Genomic DNA, 13,916 nt, shown 5'->3' on the forward strand with positions numbered 1-13,916 from the left:
AAGAACCAAGCCACTAATTTTTATCGAAATTTTGGCTTTGCAAACGGGGAAAACATGGTTATCATGCGCCCCGTGTTGCGGAGAGGTGGCCGAGTGGCCGAAGGCGCTCCCCTGCTAAGGGAGTACATCTCAAAAGGGTGTCGGGGGTTCGAATCCCCCCTTCTCCGCCATTATTGAGTGCTGTAGACGTTGATGTTGGAAGTCTGCAGTGCAAGCGTGACATGCACTCATAGCTCAGCTGGATAGAGTACTCGGCTACGAACCGAGCGGTCGGAGGTTCGAATCCTCCTGAGTGCACCAAATCGGAATGGCTTGCAGCGATGCAAGCCATTTTGTTTCAGCCAGCGGTGATCTGGTTAAAAAGCGCTATTTGCACTCATAGCTCAGCTGGATAGAGTACTCGGCTACGAACCGAGCGGTCGGAGGTTCGAATCCTCCTGAGTGCACCAAACAAGAAGGGCCTGCAGCGATGCAGGCCCTTTTTTTATGTGCCGTTTATGGGCTCAGTCGCTGGCCAGCTTCAGCGTTTGGCCTTGCCTTTGACGCAGCCGGCTTCATCGAAGCTGACATTGCGTTTGTTGCCTTTTTTGCCCTGGTACAGGTAGCGCGTCTGGCCGTTTTGTTCGCTGACCTTGTCAGGCTTGCCGAGGCTGCTCTCGACATCGCTGCGGCTCATGCCCAGGCGTATCTGCTGTTTGATGATGGCGGCACGCCGTTCGCTGCTGCTCAGGTGGTTGCCGCAGCCGTCCTGCTTGACGCCAATCACGGTCAGCTCATGTTCAGCTTTCTTCTTGCTGTCGCGGCTGACTTTGCGCGGTTTGGCCAATGGCACCGGTTTGCCGCTGCCGGGTGTGGGGTTGTAGGCCTGTTGCAGGCTTTGGTTGTGCGCGTCGGGGCAGCCCTGGCGGGTGAAGGTGACGTGGCCTTTGGCGTCTTCACAGCGAAATACCGTTGAGCCGAGTGTGGGCAATGGGCAAAGCAGAATGGCGCAGAAAGCTGCGCAGTGCAGTCCATGCATGGTGCGTCCTCCGTGACGGTCCATGTGCAAGGGTAGTCGATGCCTTTGTCTGCGCCAGGCGTGCCTTGGCCGGTGGCTGGCACGTCGCAGTTACAGAGCTGCAAGTGTGCTTAAGTTTGTCGTGCAAGCGCTTGTTCTAGGATTGTTTTTGTCACATGCAAAGCGCCTGGGCGGTGGTATCATTTGCCGTGTCAGCCCCGCCGGGGCTTGTGGAAAACCACCATGGACTTACCCAGTAGTTACTCTGAATCTCGATTGTGCAATCACGTGTTGACTGATTGACCCTCTTTGGCGTGCGCTGCCGCTGGGGGTGGAGCGCGCCATGACTGAAGTAGAAGCAAAAAAACCGCAAGAAAGCCTGCAGGACCGCCTGGCTCAGGTAGTCGAACTGCTGCATCGGCACAAGCTGGTCGAAGATCTGACTCACCGTCAGGAGGGCCAGCACCACGACCGGGTGGAAAACCTGGTGCATCGGCAGAACCTTGCCGAGTTGCAACGCAAGCTCGATGAGCTGCACTCCGCCGACGTTGCTCACATCCTCGAAGCCCTGCCGCTTGGTGACCGCCTGACGGTCTGGCAGCTGGTCAAGGTTGAGCGCGACGGTGACATCCTCCTCGAAGTGTCCGACGCGGTGCGCGAAACCCTGCTCGCGGACATGGACGACCACGAAATTCTCGCCGCGGCCAGGGACATGGACGCCGACGAGCTGGCCGACCTGGCCTCCGAATTGCCGCGCGATGTCGTGCACGAGCTGATGGAAACCCTCGATGCGCAGCAGCGCGAGCGCGTGCGCTCGGCGTTGTCCTACGAGGAAGATCAGGTCGGCGCGCTGATGGACTTCGAGATGGTCACCATCCGCGAAGACGTCAGCCTGGAAGTGGTGTTGCGCTACCTGCGCCGCCTCAAGGAGCTGCCAGGGCATACCGACAAGCTGTTTGTGGTCGACTACGACGGCGTACTCAAGGGCGTGCTGCCGGTCAAACGGCTGCTGGTCAATGACCCTGAAAAGCTGGTCAGTGAGGTCATGGCCACCGATCCGGTGAGTTTCCACCCGGATGAGGACGGCTACGACGCCGCCCAGGCGTTCGAGCGTTACGACCTGATTTCTACGCCGGTGGTGGACAAGAACGGCAAGCTGATCGGGCGCCTGACCATCGATGAGATGGTCGATCTGATTCGTGAGGAGAGCGAAAGCGAAGTCCTCAATATGGCCGGTCTGCGTGAGGAAGAAGACATCTTCGCCTCGGTGTGGAAATCCCTGCGCAATCGCTGGGCCTGGCTGGCGATCAACCTGGTCACCGCCTTTATGGCGTCGCGGGTGATTGGCCTGTTCGAGGATTCCATCGAAAAGCTGGTGGCCCTGGCCGCGCTGATGCCGATTGTGGCCGGCATCGGTGGTAACTCGGGTAACCAGACCATCACCATGATCGTGCGCGCCATGGCGCTGGATCAGGTCAGCACCGGCAATACCGCGCGGCTGATTCGCAAGGAGTTGGGGGTCGGTCTGGTCAACGGTATCGTCTGGGGTGGGGTAATCGGCGTGGTGGCCTACCTGCTCTACGACAGCTGGTCGCTGGGCGTGGTGATGACCGCGGCGATGGTACTGAACCTGCTGCTGGCGGCGCTGATGGGGGTGCTGATCCCCATGACATTGGTGCGCATGGGGCGTGATCCGGCTCTGGGTGCCAGCGTGATGATCACTGCGGTAACCGACAGCGGTGGTTTCTTTATCTTCCTGGGCCTGGCCAGCCTGTTTCTGCTCTAGCGGCCCGACTAGGTGATGACGCTTTCTCTACAGAAAATGTCTCATTGGGCTGCGTTGAGTTTGCTTCAAACGCTCGTTTCACGCTAAGGTTCGCCAGCTTTGCCCGGGACCAGCTCCCAGGCGCTCCTATCTAATAATTAACGCAGCTCACATGTAGCTGATTATGGAGCCAAGATGACCCCTAGTGAACTCCTGCTCGAGGGTGTCGAGCTCATGCTGTTCGGCTTGGGCACCGTATTTCTCTTTCTGATGCTATTGGTGTTGATGATCCGCGTCATGTCGTGGTTTATCGAGCGTTTCGCCGCCAGAGCGCCCATTTCCGTATCTGTGCCATCGGCAGTCAAGCCGGCCTCCGACGAGCCGAGCGCTGATGTGCTAGCCGCTATCCAATCCGCTATTCACCAGCACCGCGCCCGCCGCGGGTGAGCCAGGTTCGACAGGGAGCATCTGTATGACTGCTGTAAAACACGCCCTCGGAATTACTGATGTGGTGCTGCGTGACGCCCACCAGTCGATCCTGGCCACCCGTGTGCGCCTGGAAGACATGCTGCCGATCGCGCCCAAGCTCGATCAGGTCGGCTTCTGGTCCGTGGAATCCTGGGGTGGCGCGACCTTTGATGCGTGCATCCGTTACCTGGGTGAAGACCCGTGGCAGCGCATCCGCGAGCTGAAGAAGGCCATGCCCAATACTCGCCAGCAAATGCTGCTGCGCGGGCAGAATCTGCTGGGCTACCGCCATTACGCCGATGACGTGGTGGAAAAATTCGTCGAGCGTGCCGCCTGCAATGGCGTCGATGTGTTCCGCGTATTCGACGCGATGAACGATCCGCGCAACCTGCAAACCGCCCTCAAGGCGGTCAAGCAACTGGGCAAGCATGCCCAGGGCACCATTTCCTACACCACCAGTCCGGTGCATACCCTGGAGATGTGGGTGGATCTGGCCAAGCAGATCGAAGACATGGGCGCCGATTCGGTGGCCATTAAGGACATGGCCGGTATTCTTACGCCTTACACCGCGTTCGAGCTGGTCACGCGCTTGAAGGCGACCCTGTCGATCCCGATTCATATGCAATGTCACGCCACCGCCGGCCTGTCGTCTGTGGCCATTCTCAAAGCGGTAGAAGCGGGTATCGACAACGTCGACACGGCGATTTCCTCTCTGTCGATGACCTATGGCCATTCGCCAACCGAGTCCGTAGTGGCGATGTTCCAGGGCACTGAGCGCGATACCGGCCTGGATCTGTTGCTGCTGGAAGAGATCGCCGCCTACTTCCGTGAAGTACGCAAGAAGTACGCGAAATTCGAGGGCAACCTCAAGGGCGTCGACTCGCGGATTCTGGTCGCCCAGGTGCCTGGCGGCATGTTGACCAATATGGAAGGTCAGCTCAAAGAGCAGGGCGCCCAGGACAAATTTGACGAAGTGCTGGCGGAGATCCCGCGCGTACGCGAAGACCTCGGCTTTATCCCGCTGGTCACCCCGACTTCGCAGATCGTTGGCACTCAGGCGGTGATCAACGTGCTCACCGGTGAGCGTTACAAGTCGATCACCAAGGAAACCGCCGGCATCTTGAAAGGTGAATACGGTGCGGCGCCGGCGCCGTTCAATAAAGAGCTGCAGGCGCGGGTGCTGGATGGCGCTGAAGCCATTACCTGCCGTCCGGCCGATCTGCTTGAAGCCGAAATGGACAAGCTGACTGCCGAACTCAAGGGCATAGCCAAAGAGAAAGGTATCAAGCTGGCTGCCGACGAAATCGACGATGTGCTGACCTACGCCCTGTTCCCGCAGATCGGCCTGAAGTTTCTGGAAAACCGCGGCAATCCGGCAGCCTTCGAGCCGGTGCCGACGGGCAAGGAAACCCTGGTTCGTCAAGCCGGCAAGCCCGAGGTCTACACCGTTGAGGTGGGCGGCAAGTCCTATGTGGTGCAGGTGGGCGAAGGCGGCGATATTGAAGGGCTCAAGGCCGTCGGTGGTGGAGCTAACTGCGCTGCGGCAGTGGCTGCACCGGTTGGCGCTGGCGAGCCGCAGAATGCTCCGCTGGCCGGTAATATCTTCAAGGTGCTGGTGCAGCCAGGCCAGGCCGTGGAAGAAGGGCAGTTGGTGATCATCCTTGAAGCCATGAAGATGGAAACCGAAATCCGTGCGTTCAAGGCTGGTAGCATCGGTGCGGTCAACGTCAAGGTCGGTGATGCGGTGGCGGTGGGCGACAGCCTGCTGACCATCGGTTAAGGGAGCGCGGTAATGGATAAGCTCCTCAAGCTGTGGCAGAGCACCGGCCTGTACCACGTCGAGCCGGGTCAGCTGTTTATGATGGCGGTATGCATTCTGCTGATCTATCTGGCGATCAAGAAGGGCTTTGAGCCTTTGCTGCTGTTGCCGATTGGTTTTGGCGGTCTGCTGGCCAATATCCCGGTGGCCAATATGGCCGAGGGTGCGGGCTTCCTGCACATGATCTACGAGGTGGGTCTGCCCACCAGTATCTTCCCGCTGCTGATCTTCCTTGGTGTCGGCGCCATGACCGACTTCGGGCCGATGCTGGCCAACCCCAAGACCCTGCTTCTGGGGGCTGCGGCGCAGTTCGGGATTTTCGGCACCCTGATGGGCGCACTGGCGCTGACGGCGCTGGGTATTCCGGGGCTGGAGTTCACCCTCAAGGAAGCCGCATCCATCGCCATCATCGGCGGCGCCGATGGCCCGACCTCGATCTTCGTAACCTCCAAGCTGGCGCCGCATCTGCTCGGTCCCATCGCGGTGGCGGCCTATGCCTACATGGCATTGGTGCCGTTGATTCAGCCACCTATCATGCGTGCGCTGACCACCAAAGAAGAGCGCGCCATTGTGATGCAGCAGCTGCGTCCGGTGGGGCAGGCCGAGAAGATCATCTTCCCGATCGTGCTGTGCCTGCTGATCGGCATGCTGTTGCCCGATGCGGCGCCGCTGATCGGTATGTTCGCCCTCGGCAATCTGCTGCGCGAGGCCGGTGTGGTCGAGCGTCTGGCCGATACCTCGCGTAATGCGCTGATCAATATCGTCACCATCTTCCTCGGCCTGACCGTAGGCTCGAAGCTCTCGGCGGATTCCTTCCTGCAGCTGAAAACCCTGGGCATCCTCAGCCTGGGCATGCTGGCGTTCTGCGCCGGTACGGCGGCCGGGGTGCTGATGGCCAAGCTGATGAATATGTTCAGCAACAACAAGATCAACCCGCTGATCGGTTCGGCCGGGGTGTCTGCGGTGCCGATGGCGGCGCGGGTGTCGAACAAGGTTGGCCTGGAGGCCAACCCGCAGAATTTCCTGCTGATGCACGCCATGGGCCCGAACGTGGCCGGGGTGATTGGCTCGGCAGTGGCGGCGGGTGTGCTGCTCAGCTTTGTTGGCTGATTGCTAGGCCCAATAAAAACCGCCGAAGGGCGGTTTTTATTGGCAGAAAAAGCGGTAGCAGAAAAGCCGGCCTAGAGCCGGTTTTTTTCATGCTGCAGCGCAATCAGGCGTCTTCTGCGGCCATCTCGGCGTCGTGAGCAATCAATGCCACCAGGGCATTTTGCTGGCGGCGCGACAGCTGGCGAAAGCGTTGTAACAGCTCACGCTCATGCAAGGACAGGTCGGGGCTGTCCAGGCGCATATTGAGGTCGTCACCCAGAGCACTTTCTTGGAGCATGCTTTGCTCAAGGCGAGCAATAATCTCCGAGTTCATGCTGCGGTGGTGGTTGCGTGCGACATCCGCTATACGTTCGCGCATGCCGTCGGGCAGGCGAACTACGAATTTGTCAGCGGTGCGGCTGGAGTAGAGTGCTGGTTTCATAGGGCGCGTACATTAAACCGGTTAGTTTAGGAAAGCGATACTGGCAATGGGCTATAGGATTGTCACCGGTTTGACCGCCTAGAGCACTAACCGTTCAGCCAGAAAGCCGCTTGAGTATCTTGTGACTTAATAGTCGCTGGGTCGGTAAATTGACGCCAATCGCGTGTCGCATTTTGCGTTGAATAAAGGCGTTATGCCAGCACCAGTCATCAGAAATGCGCTGTATTGGGCATAAAGCAAGAATATTCGGTGCTGCGTTGAAAAAAATCTAACCCAAGGGACGCGCGAATGTCGGAGCGATTAATCGGCCTGATAGAGGTTTTTCTACTGTGACCTTATATCCAAGGCGGCCTTGAGCCCTGGTCTGGCTGTTAATAATCGCGCCGCCAATCGGGTTTAGGCGCAGGTGCATAATGCTCAGGTGGTGATTCAGTACGTCTGGTGACAAGCGCAAAGGGTGTTCTGATGGGCGGCCGGTTGATCTATCTGATGGGGCCTTCGGGCTCGGGCAAGGACAGCCTGTTGCATGCCGCGCGCGAGCGCCTGGCCGAGCGCGGCTGCGTGATCGCCCGGCGGGTGATTACCCGCTCGGCTGAGGCGCTGGGCGAGGAGGCGATTGCCCTGATGCCTGCCGAGTTCGATCAGCAGGAAGCCGCCGGCGCTTTTGCCCTGAGCTGGCGTGCCAACGGTCTGGCCTACGGCATCCCGCGACAGATCGATGACTGGTTGGCAGCGGGCCAAGATGTGCTGGTCAACGGCTCACGCGGGCATCTGCTCCAGGCGCGGCAGCGTTATCCCGAGTTGATGGGCATCCTTCTTAGGGTTGATCTCGACGTGCTGCGTCAGCGCCTGCTGAGGCGTGCTCGGGAAACACCGCAGCAGATCGAGCAGCGCCTGGCGCGCAATGCGCTGTTTGATAGTCGTGTTGCGGCCGAGGCAGACGGGCTGCATGTTCTGGATAACTCCAGCCATTTTGAGCGCACGGTGGATAACTTGCTGGCGCTGATCGGCGCCAGTCGCGCCTGTGCCTGACCTATTAATAGACGGGTGTTACTGGCCGAGCGTTGCCGTCTAATCCAGCGGCAACTCGGTGGTGCGCTTAACCTCGCTCATGGCGATATGCGAGTGTGCCTCCTGCACATGCGGGCGTTGCAGCAGGTGGTCGCGCAGAAAGCGTTCGTAGCCGGCAATGTCCTTGGCCACCACCTTGAGCAGATAGTCCGAGCCGCCGGCCATGGTGAAGCACTCCAGCACCTCGGGGTAACCGACCACCGCGCGCTCGAATTCTTCCAGATTGCTGCGCCCGTGGGCCGAGAGTTTGATATCGACAAATACGGTGATGCTAAAGCCCAGTTGCTTGTGACTGAGCAGGGCGACCTTGCGCTCGATAATGCCTTCTTCCTGCATGCGGTGAATCCGCCGCCAGCAGGGCGATTGTGACAACTCCACCTTCTCGGCGATCTCGGTGGCGGAGAGGTCGGCGTTGTGCTGCAGCAGGCGGAGAATCTTGCGGTCGATGGGGCTGAGTTTTTCTTGCATGACTGTTCCTGATTTTTTGCTCTTGTTGGATTGATCATGCGCAGTATCTGCAAATCGGCCAGCAAAAAGAAATAAAAAAGCCGCGCGCTCCGTTCATATTCTTGGCCATGCGCCTTGTGGGGTGATCCCGCACTAGGCTTAACAAGGGTGGCACCTACCGTTGCCAACCCAGCTCTCGATAAAAATAACAGGAGCACCACCATGTCTCTGGCCGAGATCCGCCTGGATGACAAGTACCGCCTTGCTACCGGTCACCTCTATCTGACCGGCACCCAGGCGCTGACCCGCCTGCCCATGCTGCAGAAGCAACGCGACGCCGCCCATGGCCTGAATACCGCCTGCTTTATTTCCGGCTACCGGGGCTCGCCCCTGGGCAACCTGGACAAGAGCCTGTGGGACGCCAAGCAGTACCTCAAAGACAATCACATTCACTTCCAGCCGGGCGTCAACGAAGAGTTGGCCGCCACCGCCGTGTGGGGCAGCCAGCAGACCAGCCTGTTCCCCGGCGCGCGCTACGACGGCGTATTTGCCATGTGGTACGGCAAGGGGCCGGGCGTGGACCGCTGTGGTGATGTGTTCAAACACGGCAACTCGGCCGGCGTTTCCGAGCATGGCGGCGTGCTGCTGCTGGCCGGTGACGACCATGGCTGCAAATCCTCGAGCATCGCCAACCAGAGCGAGCATGCGTTTATCGCCGCCTCGATCCCGGTGCTTAACCCGGCCAACGTTCAGGAAATTCTCGACTACGGCATCATCGGCTGGGAGCTGTCGCGCTACAGCGGCTGCTGGGTGGCGCTGAAAACCATCGCCGAAAATGTCGATTCCTCGGCCGTGGTGGATGTCGATCCGTTGCGCATGCCGGTAAAGATTCCCGAAGATTTCCAGCTGCCGGAAGACGGCGTGTATATCCGCTGGCCGGACCCGCCTCTGGCCCAGGAAGCGCGCCTCAACACCTACAAGATCTACGCCGCCCGCGCCTTTGCCCTGGCCAACAACCTCAACCAGATCAAGCTCGATTCGCCCAACCCGCGCCTGGGGATTATCACCACCGGCAAGTCCTACCTCGACGTGCGCCAGGCCCTGGATGACCTCGGCCTGGACGAGGCGCTGTGCGCCCAAGTGGGCCTGCGCGTGCTCAAGGTCGGCATGAGCTGGCCGCTGGAGCCAGTGTCGGTGCATGAGTTCGCCGAGGGGCTGGACGAGATTCTGGTGGTCGAGGAAAAACGCAGCATCATCGAAGACCAGCTCACCGGTCAGCTGTACAACTGGCCCGTGGGCAAACGCCCGGTGGTGGTCGGCGAGTTCGACGAAGCCGGCGTCTCCTTGCTGCCGAACCTCTCCGAACTGACCCCGGCGATGATCGCCCGCGCCATCGCCAAGCGCCTCGCGCCGATCTACAGCAGCCCGCAAATTGAAGAGCGCCTGGCCTTCCTGGCAGCCAAGGAAGCCTCCCTGGCCGCGCCCAAGCACACCACCGTGCGCACACCGCATTTCTGCTCCGGCTGCCCGCACAACACCTCGACCAAACTGCCGGAAGGCAGCCGCGCCCAGGGCGGTATCGGTTGCCACTACATGACCCAGTGGATGGACCGCAACACCGACACCTTTACCCAGATGGGCGGCGAGGGCGCCACCTGGATCGGCCAGGCGCCCTTTACTGACACCCCGCATATCTTCCAGAACCTCGGTGACGGCACCTACTTCCATTCAGGGCAACTTGCGTTGCGGGCTGCTGTGGCCTCCGGGGTAAATATCACCTACAAAATTCTCTACAACGACGCCGTGGCCATGACCGGCGGCCAGCCGATCGACGGTGAACTGCGGGTCGATCAACTGAGCCAGCAGGTGTATGCCGAAGGGGTGAAGCGCATCGCCCTGGTCACCGACGAGCCGGAAAAATACCCGACCCGCACCACCTTCGCGCCCATCGTCACCTTCCACCATCGCCGTGATCTGGATGCCGTGCAGCGAGAGTTGCGCGAGTTCCAGGGCTGCTCGGTGATCATCTATGACCAGACCTGCGCCACCGAGAAACGCCGTCGGCGCAAGCGCGGCAAGCTGGTCGACCCGCAGAAGCGTGCCTTTATCAATCCGGCCGTGTGCGAGGGCTGCGGCGATTGCAGCGTCAAGTCCAACTGCCTGTCGGTGCTGCCGCTGGAAACCGAACTGGGGCGTAAGCGCGAGATCGATCAGAACTCCTGTAACAAGGATTTCAGCTGCGTCGAGGGCTTCTGCCCAAGCTTCGTCACCGTGCATGGCGGCAGCCTGCGCAAGCCGCAAGCTGTAGGCCTGAGCGCGCTCTTTATCGCCCTCCCAGAACCCAAGCAGCCGGCGCTGGATCGTCCCTGGAATATCCTCCTGCCGGGTGTTGGCGGCAGCGGCGTGACCACGGTCGGCGCGTTGCTTGGCATGGCTGCGCATATCGAAGGCAAAGGCTGCAGCGTGCTCGATCAGGCTGGCCTGGCGCAGAAGTTTGGCCCGGTGATTACCCATATCCGCGTGGCCGCCAAGCAGGACGATATCTTTGCCGTGCGCATCGCCGCCGGGGACACCGACCTGCTGCTCGGTTGCGATCTGGTGGTCGCGGCCAGCGAAGAGGCCCTGGCCAAGCTGAATGACAAGATCGCCCATGCGGTGGTCAACAGCCATGAAGCGGCCACCGCCGAATTCACCCGCAACCCGGATGCCCAGGTGCCCGGCGCGGCCATGCGCGAGGCGCTGCTCGAAGCGGTGGGTGCGAGCAAGACCCACTTTGTCGATGCCAGCCGCCTGGCCACCCGCCTGCTCGGCGACAGCATCGCCACCAACCTGTTTATGCTCGGTTTCGCCTATCAGAAGGGCCTGGTGCCGGTTTCTTCCGAAGCCATCAACAAGGCCATCGAGCTGAACGGCGTGGCCGTGCAACTGAATCAGCAGGCCTTCCTCTGGGGCCGTCGCGCCGCCCATGATGCGCTTGCCGTGGAGCGTCTGGCCAAGCCAGAGGTGGCTGAAGCACCGCATTGCCAGACCCTGGACGAGATCATCGCCGACCGTATGGTGCGCCTGACCGCCTACCAGAACGCCGCCTACGCCGAGCGCTATCGCGAGCAGGTGGCGCGGGTGCAGCAAGCCGATAAGAGCGCGGACCAAGCGCTGAGCAAGGCCGTGGCGCGCTACTACTTCAAGCTGCTGGCCTACAAGGACGAGTACGAAGTGGCACGGCTGTACAGCGACGGCAGCTTTATCCGTCAGCTGGAGGCGCAGTTCAGCGGCGACTACCGCCTGGAGTTCCACCTGGCCCCCAGCTGGTTGAGCAAGCCGGATGCCAGCACCGGCGAGCCGCGCAAGCGTCAGTTCGGCGCCTGGATGCTCAAGGCGTTTGGCGTGTTGGCCAAGTTCAAGTTCCTGCGTGGCACAGCGCTGGACCTGTTCGGCTACAGCGCCGAGCGCAAGCTGGAGCTGCAGTTGATCGACGACTACGAACAGAACCTGGAGTACCTGCTCAAGGAACTCAACGCCGACAACTACCGCACGGCGCTGGCCCTGGCTGAGCTGCCGGAGCAGATCCGCGGCTATGGCCACGTCAAGGAGCGCAGCCTGGCCAAGGTGCGCGAGCAGAGCAGCCAGCTCAAGGCGCGCATGCTGGTCAGCGAAATCCAGGCGGTGCAGCTGTTCGAACCGGCCGCTTGAGAGCCTGCCCACGATCTGCTGCGCGTCGGCGATACGGCGTTAAAAACAGCCTCGGAATGCTTATTTACAGCTCCGTAAACTCCGCTTCCTCGGCTGTTTTTGCCTTGTCTCGCTCTAGCTCGCGAGATCGTGAACAGGCTCTCACCCCTGACGCTTATAACCTTCACCCTCTCCCTTAACCGGGAGAGGGCGACTTCTTACAACAAAAAAACGAGGCACCTATGTCCGTGTTTTCCCATATCGATTTCGACCACCACGAACAGGTGGTCTACGGCCACGACAAGGCCAGCGGCCTGCGGGCGATTATCGCCATTCACAACAGCAACCTCGGCCCGGCCCTCGGCGGTTGCCGCATGTGGCCCTACGCCAATGACGATGAAGCGCTGCGCGATGTGCTGCGCCTGTCGCGCGGCATGACCTACAAATCTGCTCTGGCCAACCTGCCGCTGGGCGGCGGCAAGGCGGTGATCATCGGCGATCCGCATACCGGTAAGAGCGCGGCGTTGTTCCAGGCCATGGGCGATTTTGTCGACAGCCTCGGCGGCCGTTATATCACTGCAGCTGACTCCGGCACTGGCGTTGCGGAAATGCAGATCATGGCTGAGCGCACGCGCCACGTATCCGGCGCCGAGCTGCGCGAAGCCTTCGCCGGCGGCACGCGCAATGGCGACCCGTCACCGTCCACCGCTTACGGGGTGTTTATCGGCATCCAGACTGCGGTCAAACACCGTCTGGGGCGTGATGATCTGCGTGGTCTGAAAGTGGCGATTCAAGGGGTAGGGCAGGTGGGCTACGACCTGGCGCGCCAGCTGAAAACCGCTGGGGCCGAGCTGTGGGTCACCGACATCGTCGAGGCTAATGTGCGTCGTGCGGTTGAGCAGCTGGGTGCGACGGCTGTGCCGCAGCAGGCGATTTTCGGCCTGGATGTCGATGTATTCGCGCCCTGCGCCATGGGCGGCATCATCAATCAGCACACCCTGGAAGCTCTGCGCGCGCCGATTATCGCCGGGGCCGCCAACAACCAGCTGGCCGATGCCAGCCTGGCGCAAACCCTGCGCCGCAACGAGTGCCTGTACGCGCCGGATTACGCGATCAATGCCGGCGGGATTATCGATGTCTGCTACGAACGCACCGGCGGCAGCGCCGCCCAGCTCAAGGCGCATATCGAAGGCATCGGCCCGACCCTGCAGCAGATCTTCCAGCGCGCCGATGCGGCGGGCAAAACCACGGTGGAGATCGCCGATCAGTTGGCCGAAGAGCGCTTTGGGCGTTAAAAACGCCTAAATGTTGCCCGCACTACCGGCACGTTGCGCAAAACCTGTAGGAGCGGGCTTGCCCGCGATGTTTTTCCGGTGACCGTGGTTCGCGGGCAAGCCCGCTCCTACAAAGGCCTTTGACAGTTAGAAATGGCTTGTTAGTCCAGCATCAGTGCCATGCTAATCCCATGCGGCTTAAAGCCCAGGTTGGCATAAAAGGCATGGGCGGCCTCACGGCCCTGGCTGCTGGACAGCGCCACCTTGTAACAACCCCAGGCACGGGCGCGTTCGATGGCTTTGCCCATCAGCGCCTGGCCAATCCCCAGGCCGCGCGACTCAGTGTCCACCACCACATCTTCAACAATCGCCGAGCGGGCGAAGTTATGCGCCAGGTGCTCGATCAGGTTGAGCGTACAGGTGCCGAGCAACTTACCATCACGCTCGGCCACCAGCACCACGCGGCTCACCGGCAGTTCACTCAGGCGCAAGGCCAGCAGCTTGGCATCGGCACGCGGCTCATCGGGCGCGAGTTGCTGCAGCAAGGCCGCTAGGGCGGCGGCATCGGCCACGCTGGCCGCACGTAGGTGAAAATCGGCAAAGGGCGAATCCGGCAGATGAGACGAAGCAGCTGGGCACATGGCAATCTCCTCTCCTTATGACGGCCGGCTGGCTGTCAGTTGGCAGTGTGGCGCGCAGATAATGGCAGCGGCATGACAAACGCGTGCGGTCTCGCTAAGATGCCGCCCGCTGGTGGCCCGTCTATCCAGCCTTGGTTCCCATAGTTCAATGGATAGAATAAGCCCCTCCTAAGGGCTAGATACTGGTTCGAATCCAGTTGGGAACGCCATCTATGCAGTCTGCCAGGGTTGTTA

At 60.8% G+C, this 13,916-nt stretch carries 11 protein-coding genes and 4 tRNA genes; 11 read left to right on the plus strand and 4 right to left on the minus strand.

The genetic code is table 11. The annotated features are described in order from the left end of the window. Nucleotides 1-79: 79 nt before the first annotated feature. The 3 genes from WA145_RS05835 (at nucleotide 80) to WA145_RS05845 (ending at nucleotide 449) form a co-directional block, all read left to right on the plus strand. Nucleotides 80-170, plus strand: a tRNA-Ser gene (locus WA145_RS05835). Between the two features lie 53 nt (nucleotides 171-223). Continuing rightward, nucleotides 224-300 (plus strand) — tRNA-Arg (locus WA145_RS05840). A gap of 72 nt (nucleotides 301-372) precedes the next feature. Continuing rightward, nucleotides 373-449: transfer RNA gene (locus WA145_RS05845), tRNA-Arg, on the plus strand. 71 nt (nucleotides 450-520) lie between these two features. Here the strand turns inward: WA145_RS05845 and WA145_RS05850 are convergent. Then, complete coding sequence (locus tag WA145_RS05850) at nucleotides 521-1,018, minus strand: DUF4124 domain-containing protein (protein WP_422580666.1); 498 nt, start codon at nucleotides 1,016-1,018, stop codon at nucleotides 521-523. A gap of 322 nt (nucleotides 1,019-1,340) precedes the next feature. Between WA145_RS05850 and mgtE the strand changes: the two genes are divergently transcribed. The 4 genes from mgtE to WA145_RS05870 all read left to right on the plus strand — a co-directional run bounded on the left by mgtE (nucleotide 1,341) and on the right by WA145_RS05870 (nucleotide 6,159). Then, on the plus strand, nucleotides 1,341-2,783 hold the full coding sequence (gene mgtE, locus WA145_RS05855) for a magnesium transporter (RefSeq protein ID WP_422580667.1): 1,443 nt from the start codon (nucleotides 1,341-1,343) through the stop codon (nucleotides 2,781-2,783). Between the two features lie 174 nt (nucleotides 2,784-2,957). Beyond that, nucleotides 2,958-3,209, plus strand: a complete 252-nt coding sequence (locus WA145_RS05860; RefSeq protein WP_422580668.1) for an OadG family protein — start codon at nucleotides 2,958-2,960, stop codon at nucleotides 3,207-3,209. Nucleotides 3,210-3,234: 25 nt separating this feature from the next. After that, on the plus strand, nucleotides 3,235-5,010 hold the full coding sequence (oadA, locus tag WA145_RS05865) for a sodium-extruding oxaloacetate decarboxylase subunit alpha (protein WP_422580669.1): 1,776 nt from the start codon (nucleotides 3,235-3,237) through the stop codon (nucleotides 5,008-5,010). A gap of 12 nt (nucleotides 5,011-5,022) precedes the next feature. Beyond that, on the plus strand, nucleotides 5,023-6,159 hold the full coding sequence (locus WA145_RS05870; protein ID WP_422580670.1) for a sodium ion-translocating decarboxylase subunit beta: 1,137 nt from the start codon (nucleotides 5,023-5,025) through the stop codon (nucleotides 6,157-6,159). Nucleotides 6,160-6,262: 103 nt separating this feature from the next. Here WA145_RS05870 and WA145_RS05875 read toward each other — a convergent pair whose 3' ends face one another. Then, nucleotides 6,263-6,580 (minus strand): Arc family DNA-binding protein, encoded by a 318-nt coding sequence (locus WA145_RS05875; protein WP_422580671.1) that lies wholly within the window; start codon nucleotides 6,578-6,580, stop codon nucleotides 6,263-6,265. Between the two features lie 465 nt (nucleotides 6,581-7,045). Here WA145_RS05875 and phnN point away from each other — a divergent pair, with 465 nt between their 5' ends. Further along, nucleotides 7,046-7,612, plus strand: a complete 567-nt coding sequence (gene phnN, locus WA145_RS05880) for a phosphonate metabolism protein/1,5-bisphosphokinase (PRPP-forming) PhnN (protein ID WP_422580672.1) — start codon at nucleotides 7,046-7,048, stop codon at nucleotides 7,610-7,612. 39 nt (nucleotides 7,613-7,651) lie between these two features. Here phnN and WA145_RS05885 read toward each other — a convergent pair whose 3' ends face one another. Next, nucleotides 7,652-8,119 carry an Lrp/AsnC family transcriptional regulator gene (locus tag WA145_RS05885; protein ID WP_422580673.1) on the minus strand — a complete coding sequence of 156 codons (468 nt, stop codon included), beginning with the start codon at nucleotides 8,117-8,119 and terminating at the stop codon, nucleotides 7,652-7,654. 201 nt (nucleotides 8,120-8,320) lie between these two features. On the opposite strand from WA145_RS05885, the gene WA145_RS05890 reads away from it, so the two are divergent. Further along, nucleotides 8,321-11,788 (plus strand): indolepyruvate ferredoxin oxidoreductase family protein, encoded by a 3,468-nt coding sequence (locus tag WA145_RS05890; protein WP_422580674.1) that lies wholly within the window; start codon nucleotides 8,321-8,323, stop codon nucleotides 11,786-11,788. A gap of 221 nt (nucleotides 11,789-12,009) precedes the next feature. Further along, nucleotides 12,010-13,062 carry a Glu/Leu/Phe/Val dehydrogenase dimerization domain-containing protein gene (locus WA145_RS05895; protein ID WP_422580675.1) on the plus strand — a complete coding sequence of 351 codons (1,053 nt, stop codon included), beginning with the start codon at nucleotides 12,010-12,012 and terminating at the stop codon, nucleotides 13,060-13,062. Nucleotides 13,063-13,202: 140 nt separating this feature from the next. Here the strand turns inward: WA145_RS05895 and WA145_RS05900 are convergent, their stop codons facing one another. Beyond that, nucleotides 13,203-13,682 (minus strand): GNAT family N-acetyltransferase, encoded by a 480-nt coding sequence (locus tag WA145_RS05900; protein ID WP_422580676.1) that lies wholly within the window; start codon nucleotides 13,680-13,682, stop codon nucleotides 13,203-13,205. A gap of 134 nt (nucleotides 13,683-13,816) precedes the next feature. On the opposite strand from WA145_RS05900, the gene WA145_RS05905 reads away from it, so the two are divergent. Continuing rightward, nucleotides 13,817-13,891, plus strand: a tRNA-Arg gene (locus WA145_RS05905). Nucleotides 13,892-13,916 lie beyond the last annotated feature (25 nt).

This window comes from Pseudomonas sp., assembly GCF_049301935.1.
Taxonomy (GTDB): domain Bacteria; phylum Pseudomonadota; class Gammaproteobacteria; order Pseudomonadales; family Pseudomonadaceae; genus Aquipseudomonas.